17 protein-coding genes are annotated in these 21,181 nt (G+C 60.8%); 11 read left to right on the top strand and 6 right to left on the bottom strand.

Features of this window, described 5'->3' with window-relative positions; translation table 11 throughout:
* Positions 1 to 64 precede the first annotated feature (64 nt).
* Both dapD and GN234_RS12705 read right to left on the bottom strand, forming a co-directional pair.
* Positions 65 to 1,099, bottom strand: coding sequence for a 2,3,4,5-tetrahydropyridine-2,6-dicarboxylate N-succinyltransferase (gene dapD, locus GN234_RS12710; RefSeq protein ID WP_176688557.1), 1,035 nt, complete (start codon positions 1,097 to 1,099; stop codon positions 65 to 67).
* 32 nt (positions 1,100 to 1,131) lie between these two features.
* A complete protein-coding gene (locus tag GN234_RS12705) occupies positions 1,132 to 1,494 on the bottom strand; it encodes an ArsC family reductase (RefSeq protein WP_109753703.1) in 363 nt (120 codons plus the stop codon).
* A gap of 176 nt (positions 1,495 to 1,670) precedes the next feature.
* Here GN234_RS12705 and GN234_RS12700 point away from each other — a divergent pair, with 176 nt between their 5' ends.
* Both GN234_RS12700 and GN234_RS12695 read left to right on the top strand, forming a co-directional pair.
* Positions 1,671 to 2,990 (top strand): type III effector protein RopAA, encoded by a 1,320-nt coding sequence (locus GN234_RS12700; RefSeq protein ID WP_163855177.1) that lies wholly within the window; start codon positions 1,671 to 1,673, stop codon positions 2,988 to 2,990.
* A 183-nt stretch (positions 2,991 to 3,173) separates the two neighbouring features.
* Positions 3,174 to 4,820 (top strand): Na+/H+ antiporter, encoded by a 1,647-nt coding sequence (locus GN234_RS12695; RefSeq protein ID WP_176688556.1) that lies wholly within the window; start codon positions 3,174 to 3,176, stop codon positions 4,818 to 4,820.
* Positions 4,821 to 4,829: 9 nt separating this feature from the next.
* Here GN234_RS12695 and GN234_RS12690 read toward each other — a convergent pair whose 3' ends face one another.
* The 4 genes from GN234_RS12690 to map form a co-directional block, all read right to left on the bottom strand.
* Positions 4,830 to 5,225 (bottom strand): type II toxin-antitoxin system PemK/MazF family toxin, encoded by a 396-nt coding sequence (locus GN234_RS12690; RefSeq protein ID WP_109753706.1) that lies wholly within the window; start codon positions 5,223 to 5,225, stop codon positions 4,830 to 4,832.
* Between the two features lie 718 nt (positions 5,226 to 5,943).
* Positions 5,944 to 7,143 (bottom strand): succinyldiaminopimelate transaminase, encoded by a 1,200-nt coding sequence (gene dapC, locus GN234_RS12685; RefSeq protein WP_003198225.1) that lies wholly within the window; start codon positions 7,141 to 7,143, stop codon positions 5,944 to 5,946.
* A 123-nt stretch (positions 7,144 to 7,266) separates the two neighbouring features.
* Positions 7,267 to 9,969, bottom strand: a complete 2,703-nt coding sequence (locus GN234_RS12680; RefSeq protein ID WP_176688555.1) for a [protein-PII] uridylyltransferase — start codon at positions 9,967 to 9,969, stop codon at positions 7,267 to 7,269.
* Between the two features lie 44 nt (positions 9,970 to 10,013).
* Positions 10,014 to 10,796, bottom strand: coding sequence for a type I methionyl aminopeptidase (map, locus tag GN234_RS12675; RefSeq protein WP_030139491.1), 783 nt, complete (start codon positions 10,794 to 10,796; stop codon positions 10,014 to 10,016).
* A gap of 375 nt (positions 10,797 to 11,171) precedes the next feature.
* Here map and rpsB point away from each other — a divergent pair, with 375 nt between their 5' ends.
* From rpsB to bamA, 9 genes are all read left to right on the top strand, one after another.
* On the top strand, positions 11,172 to 11,909 hold the full coding sequence (rpsB, locus tag GN234_RS12670) for a 30S ribosomal protein S2 (RefSeq protein WP_003198231.1): 738 nt from the start codon (positions 11,172 to 11,174) through the stop codon (positions 11,907 to 11,909).
* A gap of 196 nt (positions 11,910 to 12,105) precedes the next feature.
* The gene (tsf, locus tag GN234_RS12665; RefSeq protein WP_109753709.1) at positions 12,106 to 12,969 is read left to right on the top strand and encodes a translation elongation factor Ts; all 864 of its coding nucleotides are present in this window, start codon (positions 12,106 to 12,108) and stop codon (positions 12,967 to 12,969) included.
* 257 nt (positions 12,970 to 13,226) lie between these two features.
* Entirely contained in the window at positions 13,227 to 13,970 is a 744-nt protein-coding gene (pyrH, locus tag GN234_RS12660) for a UMP kinase (RefSeq protein WP_003198235.1), read from the top strand.
* Entirely contained in the window at positions 13,967 to 14,524 is a 558-nt protein-coding gene (gene frr / locus GN234_RS12655; RefSeq protein WP_109753710.1) for a ribosome recycling factor, read from the top strand. The genes pyrH and frr overlap by 4 nt, the downstream gene beginning before the upstream one ends.
* A gap of 13 nt (positions 14,525 to 14,537) precedes the next feature.
* On the top strand, positions 14,538 to 15,293 hold the full coding sequence (gene uppS, locus GN234_RS12650) for a polyprenyl diphosphate synthase (RefSeq protein WP_109753711.1): 756 nt from the start codon (positions 14,538 to 14,540) through the stop codon (positions 15,291 to 15,293).
* Complete coding sequence (locus GN234_RS12645; RefSeq protein WP_116831567.1) at positions 15,293 to 16,099, top strand: phosphatidate cytidylyltransferase; 807 nt, start codon at positions 15,293 to 15,295, stop codon at positions 16,097 to 16,099. Before uppS ends, GN234_RS12645 begins: the two co-directional genes overlap by 1 nt.
* On the top strand, positions 16,096 to 17,286 hold the full coding sequence (gene ispC / locus GN234_RS12640) for a 1-deoxy-D-xylulose-5-phosphate reductoisomerase (RefSeq protein ID WP_116831568.1): 1,191 nt from the start codon (positions 16,096 to 16,098) through the stop codon (positions 17,284 to 17,286). Before GN234_RS12645 ends, ispC begins: the two co-directional genes overlap by 4 nt.
* 52 nt (positions 17,287 to 17,338) lie before the next feature.
* Positions 17,339 to 18,691, top strand: a complete 1,353-nt coding sequence (rseP, locus tag GN234_RS12635) for an RIP metalloprotease RseP (protein ID WP_176688554.1) — start codon at positions 17,339 to 17,341, stop codon at positions 18,689 to 18,691.
* A gap of 74 nt (positions 18,692 to 18,765) precedes the next feature.
* A complete protein-coding gene (gene bamA, locus GN234_RS12630) occupies positions 18,766 to 21,141 on the top strand; it encodes an outer membrane protein assembly factor BamA (RefSeq protein ID WP_116831569.1) in 2,376 nt (791 codons plus the stop codon).
* Positions 21,142 to 21,181: the final 40 nt, after the last annotated feature.

The following is a 21,181-nucleotide window of genomic DNA, read 5'->3' as shown; positions in this document are numbered from 1 at the left end:
TGCTGGAGTTACGCCGGACCCTGTGGGAGCAAACTCGCTCCCACAGGTGAGGGGGTGAAGCGACTTAGTTGTGGGCGTGCAGCGCTTCGTTCAGCTCGATGGCCGATTTATGGGTCTTGCATTCCACCGCGCCAGTCTCGGAGTTGCGGCGGAACAACAGGTCGGGTTGGCCAGCCAGTTCACGGGCCTTGACCACCTTGACCAGTTGGTTGTTCTCGTCCAGCAGCGCGACCTTGGTGCCGGCGGTCACGTACAGGCCCGACTCCACGGTGTTGCGGTCGCCCAGCGGGATACCGATGCCGGCGTTGGCGCCGATCAGGCAGCCTTCGCCAACCTTGATCACGATGTTGCCGCCGCCCGACAGGGTGCCCATGGTCGAGCAACCGCCGCCCAGGTCCGAACCCTTGCCGACGAACACGCCAGCCGACACGCGGCCTTCGATCATGCCCGGGCCTTCGGTGCCGGCGTTGAAGTTGACGAAACCTTCGTGCATCACGGTGGTGCCTTCGCCCACGTAGGCGCCCAGGCGGATCCGCGCGGCATCGGCGATCCGTACGCCAGCCGGCACCACGTAGTCGGTCATTTTCGGGAACTTGTCCACCGAGAACACTTCCAGCAACTCGCCACGCAGGCGGGCTTCGAGCTGGTGCTCGGCCAGTTCGCTCAGGTCGATCGCGCCCTGGCTGGTCCAGGCCACGTTCGGCAGCAGCGGGAAGATGCCAGCCAGGTTCAGGCCATGGGGCTTGACCAGGCGATGGGACAGCAGGTGCAGCTTGAGGTAAGCCTCAGGCGTGGAGCTCAGTTGGGCATCTTCGGCCAGCAGCGTGGCGACCAGCGGTTTGTGGCTTTCGGCCAGGCGGGTCAGCAGCGCGGCTTGCGCGGCATCGACACCCTTGAGCGCTTCAGCCAGTTGCGAGGCCTGGGCGGTGGTGAAGGTGATGGCCTGGTTGCCTTCGCTGTAGCCAAGGATCGGCGCGATGGCTTTGACGATGTCAGCCGACGGGTTGAGCAGCGGCTGTGCGTAGAACACTTCCAGCCAGGCGCCTTGACGGTTTTGAGTGCCGACACCGAAGGCCAGGCTGAACAGGGTAGTGGACATGAAATTACCTCTACAGAATGGACTGGGCAGGTTTACTTGATCTCTGCCGTATAAATATCTGGCTTGAAGCCAATCAGGGTTCGGTCACCGAGATCGAGCACCGGGCGCTTGATCATCGAGGGTTGGGCGAGCATCAGTTCGATGGCTTTCGTCTGGTCGAGATCGGCTTTGCGTTCGTCGTCGAGTTTGCGAAAGGTCGTACCGGCACGGTTCAACACCACTTGCCAGCCATGTTCGTTGCACCATTGGGTCAGGTGCTCACGGTCGATGCCGGCAGTTTTGTAATCGTGAAAGTCATAGCGCACCGCGTGCTCATCGAGCCAGGTACGCGCTTTTTTCATCGTATCGCAGGCTTTGATGCCGAAAAGCTGTAAATGCTTGTTTTCCCTGGGCATGAATGCTCCTCCAAAACGTTCCCGGTATCGTCCTGAAAATCAGCGGACGATTATGCCACGTCGTTCCTTTCAGTGCCTTGACTGTCGCGACGGATCGGACAAGGCGGAACCGATAGAAAAGAGGCGACCACACAGCACAGGTAAACCCAACACTTTTGCGCACGAGAGAGCAGCCCATGGATCCTATTTCCCTGACCCCCCCGCTCCATTCAACGACATCGACCACCGGGACCGCCGCAGCCGTCCCGATCGGTCCTGTCACGGCTGAACAGGACCTGGCAAATCGCACTGGTGCAATCAAGGCCCAGCTCACCCGGGTATTCGAGCCGCATATAAACGGTGCCAATCGCGAGGCCTTCGAAGCACTGATCGACGATCGTTCGCGCACCTTGGCCAATGACGGGGAAACCGCGGAAAGCGTCGATGCCGTACTGACCAAAGGCTCTCGGCTGGATCGCGCGGCCCATGACACTGTTGGATTCGTTCGTTCGGTTCCCTTCGGCGTGGCGTCCATTGCGCTGGACTTCGTCCCGGCGGTGACCGGCAATGGCTCGATTACCGCGCCGTTGGCGCTGTCGGCGATTGCCGGCCTGGTCAGCAGCGCCGCCGACACGGTCGGCAATGGCCTGATCCAGCGCGCCACCAGCGACACCCAGTGGCTGGTGGCCGAAGATGCCGATCTGGAACCGGTCATGCGGGAATCCGCCCAGGCGGCGAAGCCGAGCCTGACGACCCGGGCTATCGAAGGCAGCCTGACTTTCCAGACCTTCAGCGCGCGAAACGCGTTGCGCACGGTCGTCCAACCCGTCGTGACGCATCTCGTCGATGCGCAAACGGGCAGCAGGGTGGACTCTGTGATAGCTGCCGTCGGTTCTCCGCTTTCAGGCATGGCCGCCTATGACCTGCAACATTCCATCGATAAATCGAAACACCGGATTGGCCCGCAATACCTGTTGGGGCGTCAAGACTGGCACCAGCGTTACAAGGACCTCAAGAATTATGGCGTAGGAAGTGCTGCGATGGGCATTGCGAAGCGGGTCGGCAGCCTGCCGCTGGACGCGATGCGCGATGGCAGCAAATCGCTGCAAGCCCTGGTTACGCCGACCGGCTTGACCAGTGGTCTTGGAGCGTTGGCCGGCGGGATTACTGCGATCGGTATGGCCCAGACCGCCGCTGTCAATGCAGCCAGGAACGCCGGGATTTCGCCTGCGGGTGTTGCGGCGGCTGGCAAGGCGACGGTTACGGCCACGATGGCCCCGGTGCTCGCCGCCTGGGTGACGACGGGAGTGATGACCCAGCCGTTGGCGGACGAGGCCTCCGCCGCGTTGGACAGGCTATCTGCCGGTCCCGCTCATCCGGATGAGCTGCAGGGAATGTTGCCCTTGGTCGAAATGTCGGCGGCCGAACAGATCGGGGAAGACAGCGACAATGAGGGTGACGGCGTCGATGTTGTCTCGGGCCGCCCGACCCTCAATGCCGCTGAGCGAGCTGTTTAGCTTCGGATAGTCGCCGGTCGCTCCTGCCGCGTGGAGGTTGGGAGCGACCAAGGGGCGACTGCGCACTGACGCCGCTCAGGTGCGACCAATGTGCAACGGCAGCGGTTCACCTTGGCAGTTAATATGGCACTTCACCGGCCAGCTGTTGCCGCAGATGTGTATGGCTGTCATTGGAAGTCCGTTATGCAAAGCGCCTATACCGTCCTGATCCTGTTGATGCTGGTGGGCGTGTCGCGCCTGATCGGACGGTTGATTCCGCTGCCGTTGCCCCTGGTGCAGATCGGCGCCGGCGCCGTGCTGGCCTGGCCCTCGCTGGGGCTGCATGTGGCGCTTGATCCCGAGTTGTTTCTGTTTCTGTTCCTGCCGCCGCTGCTGTTCTCCGATGGTTGGCGCATGCCCAAGCGCGAATTCTGGCGCCTGCGCGGGCCGATCCTGACGCTGGCGGTAGGGTTGGTGCTGTTTACGGTAGTTGGGGCGGGGTATTTCATTCATTGGCTGCTGCCCGGTATCCCGTTGCCGGTGGCCTTCGCCCTGGCGGCTGTCCTGTCACCGACCGACGCCGTGGCGGTCTCGGCGATTGCCCGGGACCGCTTGCCCGCGCCATTGATGCACATGCTCCAGGGCGAAGCGTTGATGAACGATGCGTCGGGCCTGGTGACCTTCAAGTTCGCCCTGGCGGCGGCGATCACTGGCGTGTTTTCCCTGGCGGGGGCGAGCCTGGCCTTTGTCTTGGTGGCGGTCGGTGGCCTGTTGGTGGGCGTGGTGTTGAGTTGGCTGGTGGGCCGCTTGCGGGCCTGGATGATTGCCCGGAGCTGGGACGATCCGGCCACCCACGTGGTGTTCATGTTGCTACTGCCATTCGCAGCCTATGTGCTGGCTGAACGCTTGGGCGCCTCGGGGATTCTCTCGGCGGTGGCGGCAGGCATGATGCAGAGCTGGCTCGACCTGCTGCCGCGCCAGACCGGCACGCGATTGCTCAATCGCAGTGTCTGGTCGCTGTTGGAATTCGCCTTCAACGGCTTGATCTTCCTGCTGCTGGGCTTGCAATTGCCGGACATCATCAAGGCCGTGACCAGCCATGAGCCGACGTTGTGGCCTACGTTGTTCTATCGCTGCCTGGACGTGGTGGCGATTTTCCTGGTGTTGTTGGTGCTGCGGTTTGTCTGGGTGCAAAGCATCTGGCGCGTGTCCGGGCTGTTGCGCCGCTGGCGCGGCAAGGGCGAGTTGACCCTGGTGCCGACGGCGCGTTCCTGCTGGTTGCTGACCTTCGGCGGTGTGCGCGGGGCGGTGACGTTGGCAGGTGTGTTGTCGGTGCCGTTGTTGCTGGGGGCGGGGGAGGCATTTCCCGAGCGGGACTTGCTGATCTTCATTGCCGCCGGGGTGATTCTGCTGTCGCTGATTGCGGCCTGCATCGCCCTGCCACTGCTGCTGCGGGGTATCGAGAAGAGCCCCGACGACAAGCGTCGCAACGAAGTTCGCGAGGCTTGGCGCAAAACCGCTGAAGCGGCGATCCATGCGCTGGAAGTGGAGGAGCCGACCGAAGCGACCAGTACGCCGGATGCGGCCCAGGCGGCGTTGGCGACCGAGGTCAAGGCGCGGTTGATGTCTGAATATCGCCATCAGTTGGAGGTGTTCAACGACTCCGCCGAAGCCCAGGCGTTGGCGTTCGAGATGGACCTGCTGGAACGCCGGCTGCGCTTGAAGGCTTTTCGGGCGCAGCGGCTGGAGCTGTATCGCCTCAGCCGTCATCACCAGATTGGGGATGACGTGTTGCGTGAGGTGCTGGGGGAGTTGGATCTGGCGGAGGCGAATTTGGGGTTGGGTAAATAACGGTTGGGGTTAGAGCGGAAGGTAGGCCTTCACACCGGCGATCACGCCTTGCATGTCTTCAGAGCCCAGGCGAGGAACGAAGTACTCTCGGCCCTTGGATCGAGTCTTTCTGTGCAGCTTGTCCAGACGTTCAAAACTCACGGTATAAATCATGTCGCACTTCACCCAAAGCTCTTTGTAGCCATCGGACTGGAGGGGGTTGGTGCGGAGCAGGTGGTGCCAGTCCTGCTGAGTTTGTGGAGTTGTGGAGGAAATCGGCACTACGGTACAGAGCTTGCGACTGTGTGTGGCGGTAGGGGAGATCACTACCACCTTGCGGATCTTCAGCATTTCAGGTGCAACAAAGCCCCGCGTGAAGTCGCAAAGAAGAACATCGCCTTGCTTGGAATGGTAATAGAGAGGCATTCCTTATCCTCATAAAAAGCAAAGCCGCCCGAAGGCGGCTTCAATCGACACGCAGTTGAGCTTGCTTCGCCCTTTCTGCGCCGCTGGGTCAACCTCGAGAGGGACCCAGACTCCTGCCAGCTTTCGCTGGTGACGGGGAGGATTATGGCTACAGGGGATAGCGAATTCAAGCCAGCTTGAACCCTCGCAACAGGGTTGAATGAGATCTTTCGGTGTACAAAGTAAGCGAAATCAACGGCTTGGCGTTCGCGGTACGTTTTATGTCTTTTCTTGTCTGAGCAGACAGACCGTGGTCTGTCAGACGCGCCGAAGTTTCCGACAAGTTTTTAAGGTTGTCCGTCGGAAGCGAGGGCTCTAGCCTCTGGGTGTCGCTGCCCAAGGCTTTGGATCGGGTAGAGCTTCGGACTTGATGCAATAAATGCCGGCCTCATCGCGAGCAAGCTTTGCTCCCACAGGATCCGGTATCGATCACAGGTTGTGAGAGCCACACAAGTCCACTGTGGGAGCAAAGCTTGCTCGCGATAAATCGAAAGGCAAACACAAAAATACCTGTGAAGCACTGGACCTGTGGCGAGGGGGATTTATCCCCGCTGGGCTGCGCAGCAGCCCTAAAGCAGTGAACTCAATCTTCCTGGCACACCGAGTTGGCTGGCTTGGGGGCCGCTTCGCAGCCCAGCGGGGATAAATCCCCCTCGCCACAACAGCCCCGATACAGTCATTAACCCCGACGCTGAATGAACGCGCGAATCCGCTCGGCCGCTTCCACACATTCAGCCAATGGCGCGACCAAGGCCATGCGCACACGCCCGGCGCCTGGGTTGACGCCATCCACATCGCGAGACAGGTACGAGCCCGGCACCACGGTCACGTGTTCCTGTTCGAACAGGTCACGGCAGAAGGCTGCATCATCGCCCGCCACATTCGGCCACAAGTAGAAGCTGCCATCGGGACGCTGTACATCCAGTACCGGGCTGAGGATTTCCAGCACAGCGTCGAACTTTTCCCGGTACAGCGCGCGGTTGGCGCGCACGTGCACTTCGTCGTTCCACGCCGCGATGCTTGCCAGTTGGGTCTGAACCGGCATCGCACAGCCGTGGTAGGTGCGGTACAGCAGGAAACCCTTGAGGATGTCCGCGTCGCCAGCGACGAAACCGGAGCGCAGGCCGGGCAGGTTGGAGCGTTTGGACAGGCTGTGGAAAACCACGCAGCGTTTGAAATCCTTGCGGCCCAGTTCGACGCAGGCGCTGAGCAGCCCTGGCGGCGGGGTCTGCTCGTCGAAGTACAGTTCGCTGTAGCACTCGTCCGCGGCGATGACGAAGTCATATTCGTCAGCCAGGGCGATGAGTTTCTTCAGCACATCCACCGGGATCAGCGCGCCGGTCGGGTTGCCAGGTGAGCACAGGAACAGGATCTGGCAGCGTTTCCAGATGTCCGGCGAAACCGCGTCGAAATCCGGGTTGAAGCCATTCGCGTCCAGGCACGGCAGGTAGTGCGGCTTGGCCCCGGCCAGGAACGCCGCGCCTTCGTAGATCTGATAGAACGGGTTGGGGCTGACCACCAGGGCATCGTCGCCACGGTTGACCACGGTCTGGGTGAAGGCGAACAAGGCCTCACGGGTGCCGTTGACCGGCAGCACATGGCGCGCCGGGTCCAGCCAGCCGTTCGGCACGTTGAAACGGCGCTCGCACCAGCCGGTGATGGCTTCACGTAACTCCGGGATACCGAGGGTGGTCGGGTACACGGCCATCTTTTCCAGATTGCTGGCCAGGGCCTCGGCCACGAAGCTCGGCGAACGGTGCTTGGGTTCGCCGATGGACAACGCGATCGGGCGCTTGTCGGGGTTGGGCGTGACGCTGCCGAGCAGGGCGCGGAGCTTCTCGAACGGATAGGGCTGCAGCTGGTTCAGGGCGTTGTTCATCGGGGGCCTCGTTCAATGTGGGAGCGAGCCTGCTCGCGATAGCGGTATGGCAGGAAACATCTGTGCTGGATGTTCCGCCGTTATCGCGAGCAAGCCCGCTCCCACAGGGGGAAATTTGTTCGTTCAGATGCTGATGCGTGTCAGGTGGGCATCGGGTTCCTGGTTGACGCTCAAATGCCGCACGATCGCTTCCTGCAGGCGGCTGCACAGCTGTGGATCGGACAGCGGTTGGCCATGGGCGTCGGTGATGAAGAACACGTCTTCCACTCGCTCGCCGAGGGTGGCGATCTTGGCGTTCTGCAGCGACAGGTCGAACTCCAGGAAGATATGCCCGATCCGCGCCAGCAGGCCGGGACGATCCGGGGCGCTGAGTTCCAGCACTGTGATCTGACGCTGGGCATCGTTGTGGATCGTCACCTGGGGCGCAAAGGCGAAATGCTTGAGCTGGCGTGGCACCCGGCGCTGGATGATGGTCGGGTAGTCCGCCGGGTTGCGCAGGGCCTCGGTGAGGCCGTCGCGGATCTGCTTGACCCGTGCCGGGTTATCGCCAATCGAATCGCCGTCGGTGTCGAGCACGATATAGGTGTCGAGGGTGAACTGGCTGCTGGAGGTGATAATCCGCGCATCATGGATGTTGAGGTTGAGCTGGTCCATCGCCGCCACGGTCACGGCGAAGAAGTCGTGCTGGTCCGGGGCGTAGATGAAGATCTGCGTGCCGCCTTCGAACTCGCGTTGGGTGGTTTCCTTGATCAGCACCAGCGGCCCGCCGTCGGCCGGTTGCTGGAGGATCGCGTCGCTGTGCCAGGCCACGTCGCCGGCGGTATGGCGCAGGAAATAGTCGTCGCCCAGTTGTGACCAGAGTTGCTCGACATCGTCCGGGTCGGTACCGCCGCGCACCAGGATGTCCAGGGCTGCGCTCTGGGTCCGACGGATCTGTTCTTCGCGGTCCACCGGGTTTTCCAGGCCACGGCGCAAGGCCCGCTTGGTCTCGGTGTAGAGCTGGCGCAACAGGCTGGCGCGCCAGGAGTTCCACAGGCTCGGGTTGGTGGCGTTGATGTCGGCCACGGTCAGCACGTAGAGGTAATCCAGGCGCGTTTCATCGCCGACGATCTGGGCGAAGTCGTGGATCACCTGCGGGTCGGACAAGTCCTTGCGCTGGGCGGTGGTGGACATCACCAAGTGGTTCTGCACCAGCCAGACGATCAGCCGGCTGTCCCACACGGGCAGTTGATGGCGCTGGCAGAAAGCTTCGGCATCCACCGCGCCGATCTCGGAGTGATCGCCCTGGCGACCCTTGCCGATGTCGTGGTACAGCCCCGCCATGTAGATCAGCTCGGGCTTGGGCAGTTTGCCCATGAGCTTGCTGGCCAGCGGAAATTTCTCCGAGACCTGGGTGTACTGGAGTTTACGCAGGTGTTTGATCAGGTTCAGGGTGTGGGCATCGACCGTGTAGATATGGAACAGGTCGTGCTGCATCTGTCCGACGATGAAGCCGAACTCCGGCAGATAGCGCCCGAGGATCCCGTAGCGGTTCATGCGCCGCAGGTTGCGGTGCACGCCGATCTTGCACTTGAACAGCTCGATGAACAGGCTGGTGTTACGGATGTCGTGGCGGAAATCCTCGTCGATCAGATGACGGTTTTCCCGCAGCAGGCGAATGGTATCGGCGCGCACGCCCTTGATTTCCGGCTGCTGGGCCATGAGCACGAAGATTTCCAGCATGGCGAACGGCGTGCGGCGGAACACATTGGCGTTGCGAGCTTCGATGTAACCGTCGTGCAGTTGGAAACGTGAGTTGATCGGCTGCGGCGGCTCTTCGTCTTCTGGGGCGAGGATGACCTCCTCGAAGTGCTGGATGATCAGTTCGCTGAGCTGGGCGATGCTCATCACCACCCGGTAATACTGCTGCATGAAGTTTTCGATGGACTGCTTGGCGTCCTGGCCCTCGAAGCCCAGCAGGCCGGCGATGGAGCGCTGGTGATCGAACAGCAGGCGGTCTTCGGCACGCCCGGCCAGCATGTGCAGGGCGTAGCGAACCTTCCACAGGAATTCCTGGGACGAGGCCAGCAAGGCGTTTTCGCTTTCCACCAGGAACCCTTCGCCAGCCAGGGCCCGCAGGTTCAGCGTGCCGTACTGGCGGCGGGCAACCCAGAGGATCGTCTGGATGTCCCGCAGCCCACCGGGCGAGCCCTTGACGTTGGGCTCCAGGTTGTACTCGGTGTCGTTGTACTTGTGGTGACGGGCCTTCTGCTCGGCGTGCTTGGCCAGGAAGAAGTCCTTGCTCGGCCACATGTGCTCCGTGCTGGTGACATCGAGCATGCGCTGGCGCAGGCGTTCGGGGCCGGCGATGGTGCGGCTTTCCATCAGATTGGTGATCACCGTCAGGTCGGCGCGGGCTTCGTCGGCACATTCCTGCACCGAGCGCACGCTCTGGCCGACTTCCAGGCCGATGTCCCACAGCAGCGTCAGGAACCGCTCGATGGAGTCGCGGAAAACCTCATGATCGGCGCTGTCCAGCAGGATCAGCAGATCGATGTCGGAGTAGGGGTGCAGCTCACCGCGCCCATAGCCGCCGACCGCCACCAGGGCGATGTCGGCGTCTTCGCTCCAGTCGAACTGCTCCCAGGCCTTTTGCAGGATGTTATCGACGAACCAGGCGCGGTCCTCGATCAGCCGACGAATGTCCCGGCCATTGCGAAAGCGCTGGTCGAGCACTTCGTGGGCCTGGCGGATCGCCTTCTTGAACGCCGAGATGGGGCTTGCCTTCAGGGCCAGTTCAGCCTGGAACTGGCCGCGGTCGAAGAGTTCGGGGTCCACCTGCGGCATTGAATGGCTTTCCTTTCTATCTATAGCTATAGGCTGGGTTCGGATCAGGCGGAAACGCGCGGGATGGTGTCATCGCTGCGCAGGGTGAAGATCTCGTAGCCGGTCTCGGTGACCAGCAAGGTGTGCTCCCACTGGGCCGACAGCTTGCGGTCCTTGGTGATGGCGGTCCAGCCGTCGCCCAGCACCTTGGTGTCGGCGCGGCCCTGGTTGATCATCGGCTCGATGGTGAAGGTCATGCCCGCTTGCAGCTCCATGCCGGTGCCGGCACGGCCGTAGTGCAGGATTTGTGGCTCTTCGTGGAACACCTTGCCGATACCGTGGCCGCAGAACTCACGCACCACCGAAAAGCCGTTCTTCTGTGCGTGCTTCTGGATCACTTCGCCGATGTCACCCAGGCGGCAGCCCGGTTTCACCAGTTCGATGGCCATGTACATGCATTCCTGGGTGACTTTCGACAGGCGCTCGGCCCACTCCGGCACGTTGCCGACATGGAACATGCGGCTGGTGTCGCCGTGGTAACCGTCCTTGATGACGGTGACGTCGATGTTCAGGGTGTCGCCATCCTTCAACGGTTTTTCGTTGGGGATGCCGTGGCAGACCACGTGGTTGATCGAGGTGCAGATCGACTTCGGGAAACCTTTGTAGTTGAGCGGGGCAGGGATGGCCTTCTGCTCGTTGACGATATAGTCGTGGCAGATGCGGTCCAGCTCTTCGGTGGTCACGCCAGGCTTGACGTAGTCGGCGATCATCTCCAGCACTTCGGCGGCAAGTTTGCCGGCGACACGCATTTTGGCGATGTCCTCGGGGGTCTTGAGGGTAACGGTCATACAGGCTCTCTCTGCGCCCGACGGCGCTGTTCAAAGCGAAATGGGCGGCGGATGATGATTCACGTGGCCCTGAAAGAGGCGATTCTAACAGACGATCAGCGCAAATCCGCGTCCACATGCATCGCTTCTCTCTATAAGGGTGTGCATTCATTGCCCATGAAAGGGCTGTGGAAGGGGGGCTTCACCAGGATTTCAGAATCCGTGTTCCGTTTTCGCCCTTGCTGTGGTATAAAATGCGCCGCTTTCCGGGGATGACCCCGTAAGCTTAAATCCACACACGTGTCGACACGATGACCTGGGTGCCTCGGCTTATATAAGCCGCTGGTTGGTCATTGGGATACGTGGAGGCCAAACCCGACTTATCAAGGAACTATCATGTCCCAAGTCAACATGCGCGATATGCTGAAGGCCGGTGTGCACTTCGGTCACCAGACCCGTTACTGGAACCCGAAAATGGGTAAATACATTTTCGGCGCGCGTAACAAGATCCACATCATCAACCTTGAAAAAACCCTGCCGATGTTCAACGAAGCACTGACCTTCGTAGAGCGCCTGGCCCAGGGCAAAAACAAGATTCTGTTCGTCGGCACCAAGCGTTCCGCTGGCAAGATCGTTGCTGAAGAAGCAGCACGTTGCGGTTCGCCGTACGTCGATCACCGCTGGTTGGGCGGCATGCTGACCAACTTCAAGACCATTCGCGCTTCCATCAAGCGTCTGCGTGACCTTGAAGTCCAGTCCGAAGACGGTACTTTCGCCAAGCTGACCAAGAAAGAAGCGCTGATGCGCACTCGCGATCTTGAGAAGCTGGACCGCTCCCTGGGCGGTATCAAGGACATGGGCGGTCTGCCTGACGCACTGTTCGTGATCGACGTTGACCACGAGCGCATCGCGATCACCGAAGCCAACAAGCTGGGTATCCCGGTCATCGGCGTTGTCGATACCAACAGCAGCCCGGAAGGCGTTGACTACATCATCCCAGGCAACGATGACGCCATCCGCGCCATCCAGCTGTACATGGGTTCGATGGCAGACGCTGTTATCCGTGGTCGCAACAACGTGAACGGCGGCACCGAAGTCTTCGCTGAAGAAGCTCCGGCAGCAGCCGCTGAGTAATCGACGCCCCCTGGCGTTGACTCAGTAAGCAAAAAGGGGGCTTGGCCCCCTTTTTGCCACCTCGAAAACCATTTGCCGCCAGCGCAGTGACCTGTTTGTAACCTGCCGCGGCCTATAAGCAGTGGTTTTCCAGGAAGAATTGATCGCCCGTTCGATCGGGTGGAATGGTTGAAAACCTATCCAAGAGGATTTTGAAATGGCAGAGATTACTGCAGCGTTGGTCAAAGAACTGCGCGAGCGTACCGGCGAAGGCATGATGGACTGCAAGAAGGCCTTGACCAAGGCTGGCGGCGACATCGAGAAAGCCATTGATGACATGCGTGCTTCGGGCGCCATCAAGGCTGCCAAGAAAGCGGGCAACGTTGCCGCTGAAGGCGCCATCGCCATCAAGGACGACGGCAAGGCAGCCGTGCTGCTGGAAGTCAACTCCCAGACCGACTTCCTGGCTTTGCAGGATGACTTCAAGGCATTCGTCGCTGCCAGCGTCGAAAAAGCCTTCGCTGACAAACTGACCGACGCAGCTCCGCTGATCGAGTCTCAGGAAGAAGCGCGCCTGGTCCTGGTTGGCAAGACCGGCGAGAACGTCAACATCCGTCGTCTGGTTCGCGTTGAAGGTGACGTGGTCGGTACCTACCTGCACGGCAACAAGATCGGTGTTGCGGTTGTCCTCAAGGGCGGCGATACCGAGCTGGCAAAAGACATCGCCATGCACGTTGCAGCGACCAACCCTGAGTTCCTGCTGCCTTCGGACGTTTCGGCTGAAGCGATCGAGCGCGAGAAGAGCGTCTTCCTGCAGCTGAACGAAGAGAAGCTCAAAGGCAAGCCTGCTGAAATTGCAGAAAAAATGGTCAGCGGTCGTATCTCCAAGTTCCTGGCCGAAGCCAGCCTGGTTGAGCAGGCTTTCGTCAAGAACCCGGAAATCAAGGTCGGCGACCTGGCGAAGAAAGCCGGTGCTGAAATCGTTTCTTTCACCTACTTCAAGGTAGGCGAAGGCATCGAGAAGCCGGTCGACAACTTCGCTGAAGAAGTTGCTGCCCAATTGGCTGCTGCCAAGCAATAAGACGGTTCTTACAACTGTCGCCCTGAAGAGGCTGCCCGCTTAACGCGCGCAGCCTCTTTTTGGATGGGGATGCCGATTTTTATTGGTTTCCTGTCGGAACTGGCTTACAAAGCCGTGTTCCGATGGCGCTGTGTCAGCGTCAAACCAGGCTTTGAACGAAAAGTCGCGCAGGCATTTTTCGTTCAAAGCCTAGAGTAGATGCAGGCTGCAAACAGCCTGCAAAAATTTTCGAAAATACGCCGCAGGAGAGATTCGCAATGGCTCAGCAGGGCAGTGGTTATCAGGCTCGCTATAAACGCATTCTACTCAAGCTTAGCGGCGAGGCCCTGATGGGCTCGGAAGAGTTCGGGATCGATCCGAAAGTGCTGGATCGCATGGCCCTGGAAGTTGGTCAGTTGGTCGGGATCGGCGTGCAGGTCGGCCTGGTCATCGGCGGCGGCAACCTGTTCCGCGGCGCAGCGCTGAGCGCGGCCGGCATGGATCGGGTCACAGGCGACCACATGGGCATGCTGGCCACTGTGATGAACGCCCTGGCTATGCGTGACGCGCTGGAGCGTGCCAATATCTCGGCCATCGTGATGTCGGCCATTTCCATGGTTGGCGTGACCGATCACTACGACCGCCGCAAAGCCATGCGCCACCTCAACTCCAAGGAAGTGGTGATTTTTGCCGCCGGTACCGGTAATCCGTTCTTCACCACGGATTCGGCCGCCTGCCTGCGAGCGATCGAGATCGATGCCGATGTCGTGCTCAAGGCAACCAAGGTCGATGGCGTCTATACCGCTGACCCGTTCAAGGACCCGCATGCCGAGAAGTTCGATCATCTGACCTACGATGAAGTGCTGGATCGCAAGCTGGGTGTAATGGATCTGACGGCTATCTGCCTGTGCCGCGACCACAAGATGCCGTTGCGCGTCTTTAACATGAACAAGCCCGGTGCCCTGCTGAATATCGTCCATGGTGGCGCCGAAGGAACACTGATCGAGGAAGTTCAACAATGATCAACGAAATCAAGAAAGACGCTGAACAGCGCATGCAGAAATCCCTGGAGTCCCTGGCGCACAACTTCGGTCGCATCCGCACCGGCCAGGCACACCCGAGCATCCTTGAAGGCGTGATGGTGCCGTACTACGGCGCTGACACCCCGATCAAGCAGGTGGCCAACATCACCGTCAAGGACGCTCGTACCCTGCAGGTCGTAGCCTTTGAACGCAATATGCTGGGCGCGGTCGACAAGGCCATTGGCAGTGCCGGCCTGAACCTGAACCCGACCAACCTGGGTGAACTGCTGCTGATCTCCATGCCGGCCCTGACCGAGGAAACCCGCAGGGGCTTCACCAAGCAGGCACGTGATGTGGCTGAAGATGCCCGTGTTGCCGTACGCAACATCCGTCGCGATGCCAACAGCCAGCTCAAGGACCTGGTCAAGGAAAAGGAAATCAGCGAAGACGAAGAGCGCCGCGCCACAGGTGAGATTGACGACCTGACCAAGAAATACGTGGCTAAGATCGACGCGGATTTGGCGCAGAAAGAAAAAGACCTGATGGCCGTATAAGGGTCTCGTTTTCATGGAAAAGACCAAGCAGGCCGTGCCGTTCGCGGTGCCGCGCCACGTGGCGATCATCATGGACGGCAACAACCGCTGGGCCAAGAAGCGCTTTATGCCTGGCGTTGCCGGGCACAAGGCGGGGGTCGATGCGGTTCGTGCGGTCATCGAGGTGTGCGCCGAGGCAGGGGTCGAGGTGCTGACCCTGTTCGCCTTCTCCAGCGAGAACTGGCAGCGGCCGGCCGATGAAGTCAGCGCCTTGATGGACCTGTTCCTCAAGGCCCTGCGTCGTGAGGCCAAACGCCTCAACGACAACAAGATCAGCTTGCGCATCATCGGCGATCGTTCGCGTTTCCATCCCGAGTTGCAGGCTGCGATGCGTGAAGCCGAGGCCGCGACAGCAGGTGCCGATCGCTTTGTCCTGCAGATCGCCGCCAACTATGGCGGTCAGTGGGACATTGCCCAGGCTGCCCAGCGGTTGGCGCGGGAAGTCCAGGCTGGGCACCTGCGTCCGGAAGACATCACGCCGCAACTGCTGCAGACCTGCCTGGCGACCGGTGACCTGCCGTTGCCGGACCTGTGCATCCGTACCGGTGGCGAGCATCGCATCAGCAACTTCCTGCTCTGGCAGCTGGCTTATGCCGAGCTGTACTTCTCCGACCTGTTCTGGCCGGACTTCAAACACGAAGCCATGCGCACCGCGCTGGCCGATTTCGCTTCCCGTCAGCGTCGCTTCGGTAAAACGAGCGAGCAGATCGAAGCTGGAGCCCGGGTTTAATGCTCAAACAACGAATCATCACTGCCCTGATCCTGTTGCCCATTGCCCTGGGTGGTTTTTTCCTGCTCGAAGGCGCCAGTTTTGCGCTGTTCATCGGCTTGGTCGTGACCTTGGGGGCGTGGGAGTGGGCGCGGTTGGCGGGTTTTCCTGCGCAGTCGGCCCGCGTGGCTTACGCCGTGGCCGTGGCGGCCATGCTGTTCATCATGTACGTGGTGCCCGGCCTCGCGCCTTGGGTGCTGGGCGCTGCGGTGCTGTGGTGGGCGACAGCGACCTTCCTGGTCCTGACTTATCCGCGCACGACCCATCATTGGGCCAACGCAGCGACCAAGCTGGTGATCGGCCTGTTGATCCTGCTGCCGGCCTGGCAAGGGCTTATCTGGATCAAGCAAGGCCCGCTGGGTAACTGGCAGATCATGGCCGTGATGGTGCTGGTCTGGGGGGCCGATGTTGGCGCCTATTTCTCCGGCAAGGCCTTCGGCAAGCGCAAGCTGGCGCCGAAAGTCAGTCCCGGCAAGAGTTGGGAGGGCGTCTATGGTGGCCTGGCCTTGAGTCTGGTGATCACCACCGTGGTCGGCTTCGTGCGGGACTGGACGGTGGCGCAACTGCTGATGGGGCTCATTGGTGCAGCCCTGATCGTATTTGTGTCCGTGGTCGGCGACCTGACCGAAAGCATGTTCAAGCGCCAATCCGGGATCAAGGACAGCAGTAACCTGTTGCCCGGTCACGGTGGCGTGCTGGACCGTATCGACAGTCTTACCGCCGCGATCCCGATCTTTGCCGTGCTGTTGTGGATGGCGGCATCGTGAGTCGCCCCCAGCAGATCACCGTCCTTGGTGCGACCGGTTCGATCGGCCTGAGTACGCTTGACGTCATCGGCCGGCATCCGGAGCGTTACCAGGTGTTCGCCCTCAGCGGCTTCACGCGCTTGAGTGAATTGCTGGCATTGTGCATACGCCACACGCCACGGTTTGCCGTAGTGCCTGAGGCCGGCGTGGCGCGGGCGTTGCAGGACGATCTGCGCGCAGCCGGTTTGCACACTCGCGTGCTGGTGGGGGAGGAAGGGCTCTGCCAAGTGGCCTCAGATCCTGAAGTCGATGCCGTGATGGCGGCAATCGTCGGTGCGGCGGGCTTGCGTCCGACGCTGGCGGCGGTGGAGGCCGGCAAGAAGATCCTGCTGGCCAACAAAGAGGCGCTGGTGATGTCCGGCGCACTGTTCATGCAGGCCGTGCGCAAAAGCGGTTCGGTGTTGCTGCCCATCGACAGCGAGCACAATGCGATTTTCCAGTGCATGCCGCAGGACTTTTCCCGTGGCCTCGGTGCGGTGGGGGTCCGGCGGATTTTGCTGACAGCCTCCGGTGGTCCGTTCCGGCAGACGCCGCTGGAAGAATTGATGCATGTTTCACCCGAGCAGGCCTGTGCGCACCCGAACTGGTCCATGGGGCGCAAGATTTCCGTGGATTCGGCCAGCATGATGAACAAAGGCCTGGAGCTGATCGAGGCCTGCTGGCTATTCGATGCCAAGCCGTCCCAGGTCGAGGTGGTGATTCATCCCCAGAGCGTGATTCACTCCCTGGTGGACTACGTCGACGGTTCGGTACTGGCCCAGTTGGGCAACCCGGATATGCGCACCCCGATCGCCAATGCCCTGGCCTGGCCAGAGCGCATCGATTCGGGCGTTGCGCCGCTGGACCTGTTCGCCATCGCCCGCCTGGATTTCCAGGCCCCCGATGAGCAGCGTTTCCCTTGCCTGCGTCTGGCGCGCCAGGCGGCCGAGGCGGGCGACAGTGCCCCGGCCATGCTTAACGCCGCCAATGAAGTGGCGGTTGCAGCGTTTCTCGATGGACGTGTCCGTTACCTCGAGATCGCGAGTATCATCGAGGAAGTCTTGAATCTCGAGGCCGTGGTTTCGGTCGATGACCTCGATACAGTGTTTACGGCGGATGCCAGGGCTCGTGAGTTGGCGGGCCAATGGCTGCAGCGCCACGGGCGTTGAAGCTGCGATACGTTAGCCAGGGCTACCCTGGACAGGATTGCGGAGAAAACAGATGAGCGCGCTCTATATGATTGTCGGCACCCTGGTTGCCTTGGGGGTGTTGGTCACATTTCACGAATTCGGTCATTTCTGGGTCGCACGTCGTTGTGGCGTCAAGGTCCTGCGTTTTTCCGTGGGCTTCGGCATGCCCTTGCTGCGCTGGCACGACAAGAAAGGCACCGAGTTCGTCGTGGCGGCCATCCCGCTGGGCGGCTACGTGAAAATGCTCGACGAGCGTGAAGGCGAAGTGCCTGCTGATCAGCTCGACCAATCCTTCAATCGCAAGACCGTCCGTCAGCGCATTGCCATCGTCGCGGCGGGGCCGATTGCCAACTTCCTGCTGGCCATGGTGTTTTTCTGGGCCCTGGCCATGCTGGGCAGCGAACAAGTACGTCCGGTCATCGGTGCGGTGGAGGCTGGCAGCGTTGCCGCCCGCGCCGGGTTGGGTGCCGGGCAGGAAATCGTCGCTATCGACGGCGAGCCGACGTCGGGCTGGGCTGCTGTCAATCTGCAACTGGTGCGGCGCCTGGGTGAGAGCGGTTCGTTGCAATTGATGGTGCGCGAGCAGGGCTCCACGGTGGATTCACCTCGCGAACTGGCATTGGATAACTGGCTCAAAGGTGCCGACGAGCCCGATCCGATCCGATCCCTGGGGATTCGGCCATGGCGGCCAGCGTTGCCACCGATACTCGCAGAACTCGACCCGAAAGGCCCGGCCCAGGCTGCTGGCCTGAAAACCGGCGATCGGTTGCTGGCACTCGATGGCCTGCCGGTCAGCGATTGGCAGCAGGTGGTCGATTCGGTTCGCGTACGTCCTGATACCAAAATTGTGCTGCGCATCGAGCGCGACGGTGCTCCAATCGACGTCCCGGTGACCCTGGCCGCCCGTGGCGAAAGCAAGGCGCCGACCGGTTACCTGGGGGCGGGTGTCAAGGCGGTCGACTGGCCGCCGGAAATGATCCGCGAGGTCAGTTTCGGCCCTGTGGCGGCGATTGGCGAGGGTGCGCGTCGTACCTGGACCATGAGCGTCCTGACGCTGGACTCGCTCAAGAAAATGTTGTTCGGCGAGCTCTCGGTAAAAAACTTGAGTGGACCGATAACCATTGCTAAAGTGGCGGGCGCTTCTGCCCAGTCGGGCGTCGCTGATTTCCTGAATTTCCTTGCTTATCTGAGCATTAGCCTGGGGGTTCTGAATTTGCTGCCTATCCCGGTACTGGATGGGGGGCATCTGCTGTTTTATCTGATCGAGTGGGCGCGTGGTCGTCCCTTGTCGGATCGGGTGCAAGGTTGGGGGATACAGATCGGCATCAGCTTGGTGGTCGGGGTCATGTTGCTTGCCCTCGTCAACGATCTGGGTCGTCTGTAACGCTTCGCTGAATTGCGAATCTGCCGCATTTTGCGGCAGTTTGTTTATTGCCAGTTGGAATAAGAAAGGACTTCATGAAACGTCTGCTGCTAACTGCGGTTCTCACCGTATTGATGATCGCCGAAGTTCACGCCGAGTCCTTCACTATCTCTGATATTCGCGTCAATGGCCTCCAGCGGGTCTCCGCGGGTAGCGTCTTTGGTGCCTTGCCGTTGAACGTCGGCGAGCAGGCGGATGATCGGCGCCTGGTGGAATCCACTCGTGCGCTGTTCAAGACCGGCTTCTTTCAAGATATCCAACTGGGCCGTGACGGCAATGTCCTGGTCATCACCGTTGTCGAGCGTCCGTCGGTCGCCAGTATCGAGATCGAAGGCAACAAGGCGATCTCCACTGAAGACCTGATGAAGGGCCTCAAGCAGTCCGGCCTGGCCGAAGGCGAGATCTTCCAGCGCGCCACCCTCGAAGGTGTGCGTAACGAGCTGCAACGCCAGTACGTTGCCCAGGGCCGCTACTCGGCCACTGTCGACACCGAAGTGGTGCCGCAGCCGCGCAACCGCGTCGGCCTGAAGGTCAACATCAACGAAGGCACCGTGGCGGCCATCCAGCACATCAACGTGGTGGGCAACACGGTTTTCCCGGATGAAGACCTGATCGACCTGTTCGAACTCAAGACCACCAACTGGCTGTCGTTCTTCAAGAACGACGACAAGTACGCCCGTGAAAAGCTCTCCGGTGACCTGGAGCGCCTGCGTTCCTACTACCTGGACCGTGGCTACATCAACATGGACATCGCTTCGACCCAGGTGTCCATCACCCCGGACAAGAAGCACGTCTACATCACCGTCAACGTCAACGAAGGCGAAAAATACACCGTTCGTGACGTCAAGCTCAGCGGTGACCTGAAGGTCCCCGAAGACCAGGTCAAGTCGCTGTTGCTGGTGCAGAAGGGCCAGGTGTTCTCGCGCAAGCTGATGACCACCACGTCCGAGCTGATCACCCGCCGCCTGGGTAACGAGGGCTACACCTTCGCCAACGTCAACGGCGTGCCACAGCCCCACGATGAAGACCATACCGTCGACATCACCTTCGCCGTGGACCCGGGCAAGCGTGCCTACGTCAACCGCATCAACTTCCGTGGCAACACCAAGTCCGAGGACGAAGTGCTGCGCCGTGAAATGCGCCAGATGGAAGGTGGCTGGGCCTCGACCTACCTGATCGACCAGTCCAAGACCCGCCTCGAGCGCCTGGGCTTCTTCAAGGAAGTCAACGTCGAGACGCCGGCCGTACCGGGCGTCGATGACCAGGTCGACGTGAACTACAGCGTCGAGGAGCAGGCTTCCGGCTCGATCACCGCCAGTGTCGGTTTCGCCCAGAGCGCCGGCTTGATCCTCGGTGGCTCGATCACCCAGAACAACTTCCTGGGTACTGGTAACAAGGTCAGCATCGGCTTGACCCGCAGTGAGTACCAGACCCGCTACAACTTCGGCTTCGTGGACCCCTACTGGACTGCCGACGGTGTGAGCCTGGGCTACAACGCCTTCTATCGCACCACCGACTATGACGAGCTCGATTCCGATATCTCCAGCTACGCGGTGGACAGCTACGGTGTCGGCGCCAACGTGGGCTACCCGATCAGCGAGACTTCGCGCCTGACGTTCGGTCTGACTGCCCAGCAGGACAAGATCAACACCGGTCGCTACACCGTCGACGAGATCTTCGATTTCGTTAACAAGGAAGGCGACAGCTACCTGAACTTCAAGGCGTCCGCCGGCTGGTCCGAGTCGACCCTGAACAAAGGTGTGTTGGCGACCCGTGGCCATTCCCAGAGCCTGGTGTTCGAAACCACCACTCCTGGCAGCGACCTGTCGTTCTTCAAGCTCGACTACCGTGGCCAGTTGTTCCAGCCGCTGTCTGATAACTACACCATGCGCCTGCACACTGAACTGGGCTATGGTGACGGCTACGGTTCGACCGATGGCCTGCCGTTCTACGAGAACTACTACGCCGGCGGTTTCAACTCGGTACGTGGCTTCAAGGACAGTACCCTGGGCCCGCGCAGTACGCCGAGCCGAGGCAATAACCCAGGCACAATTGCCGACCCGGACCAGGATCCACTACCGTTCGGCGGCAACGTACTGATCCAGGGTGGCCTCGAGGTCTTGTTCCCGATGCCGTTCGTCAAGGATCAACGCTCCCTGCGTACCTCGGTATTCTGGGACGTGGGTAACGTATTCGACTCCAAGTGCAGCGACACCACTAACGCCAACGGCACCAGGTCCAACACACAGTGCAACGACATCAGCCTGAGCAACATGGCCAGTTCCGTTGGTGTGGGCGTGACCTGGGTCACCGCGCTGGGTCCATTGAGTTTCGCGCTGGCAATGCCGATCAAGAAACCGGATGACGCTGAAACCCAAGTGTTCCAATTCTCCCTCGGCCAGACGTTCTAAGTATCTGGCCCAAGATAACGACAATGGATTTTGTAGGAGT

Source organism: Pseudomonas bijieensis (assembly GCF_013347965.1).
GTDB classification, from domain to species: domain Bacteria; phylum Pseudomonadota; class Gammaproteobacteria; order Pseudomonadales; family Pseudomonadaceae; genus Aquipseudomonas; species Aquipseudomonas bijieensis.
The sequence above is the reverse complement of the archived record's forward strand: the minus strand, read 5'-3'. Positions and strand labels throughout refer to the sequence as shown.

Coding starts and splice junctions, on each gene's coding strand:
- dapD (WP_176688557.1), bottom strand. CDS start 1,099: ATGTCCACTACCCTGTTCAGCCTGGCCTTCGGTGTCGGCACTCAAAAC.
- GN234_RS12705 (WP_109753703.1), bottom strand. CDS start 1,494: ATGCCCAGGGAAAACAAGCATTTACAGCTTTTCGGCATCAAAGCCTGC.
- GN234_RS12700 (WP_163855177.1), top strand. CDS start 1,671: ATGGATCCTATTTCCCTGACCCCCCCGCTCCATTCAACGACATCGACC.
- GN234_RS12695 (WP_176688556.1), top strand. CDS start 3,174: ATGCAAAGCGCCTATACCGTCCTGATCCTGTTGATGCTGGTGGGCGTG.
- GN234_RS12690 (WP_109753706.1), bottom strand. CDS start 5,225: ATGCCTCTCTATTACCATTCCAAGCAAGGCGATGTTCTTCTTTGCGAC.
- dapC (WP_003198225.1), bottom strand. CDS start 7,143: ATGAACAACGCCCTGAACCAGCTGCAGCCCTATCCGTTCGAGAAGCTC.
- GN234_RS12680 (WP_176688555.1), bottom strand. CDS start 9,969: ATGCCGCAGGTGGACCCCGAACTCTTCGACCGCGGCCAGTTCCAGGCT.
- map (WP_030139491.1), bottom strand. CDS start 10,796: ATGACCGTTACCCTCAAGACCCCCGAGGACATCGCCAAAATGCGTGTC.
- rpsB (WP_003198231.1), top strand. CDS start 11,172: ATGTCCCAAGTCAACATGCGCGATATGCTGAAGGCCGGTGTGCACTTC.
- tsf (WP_109753709.1), top strand. CDS start 12,106: ATGGCAGAGATTACTGCAGCGTTGGTCAAAGAACTGCGCGAGCGTACC.
- pyrH (WP_003198235.1), top strand. CDS start 13,227: ATGGCTCAGCAGGGCAGTGGTTATCAGGCTCGCTATAAACGCATTCTA.
- frr (WP_109753710.1), top strand. CDS start 13,967: ATGATCAACGAAATCAAGAAAGACGCTGAACAGCGCATGCAGAAATCC.
- uppS (WP_109753711.1), top strand. CDS start 14,538: ATGGAAAAGACCAAGCAGGCCGTGCCGTTCGCGGTGCCGCGCCACGTG.
- GN234_RS12645 (WP_116831567.1), top strand. CDS start 15,293: ATGCTCAAACAACGAATCATCACTGCCCTGATCCTGTTGCCCATTGCC.
- rseP (WP_176688554.1), top strand. CDS start 17,339: ATGAGCGCGCTCTATATGATTGTCGGCACCCTGGTTGCCTTGGGGGTG.
- bamA (WP_116831569.1), top strand. CDS start 18,766: ATGAAACGTCTGCTGCTAACTGCGGTTCTCACCGTATTGATGATCGCC.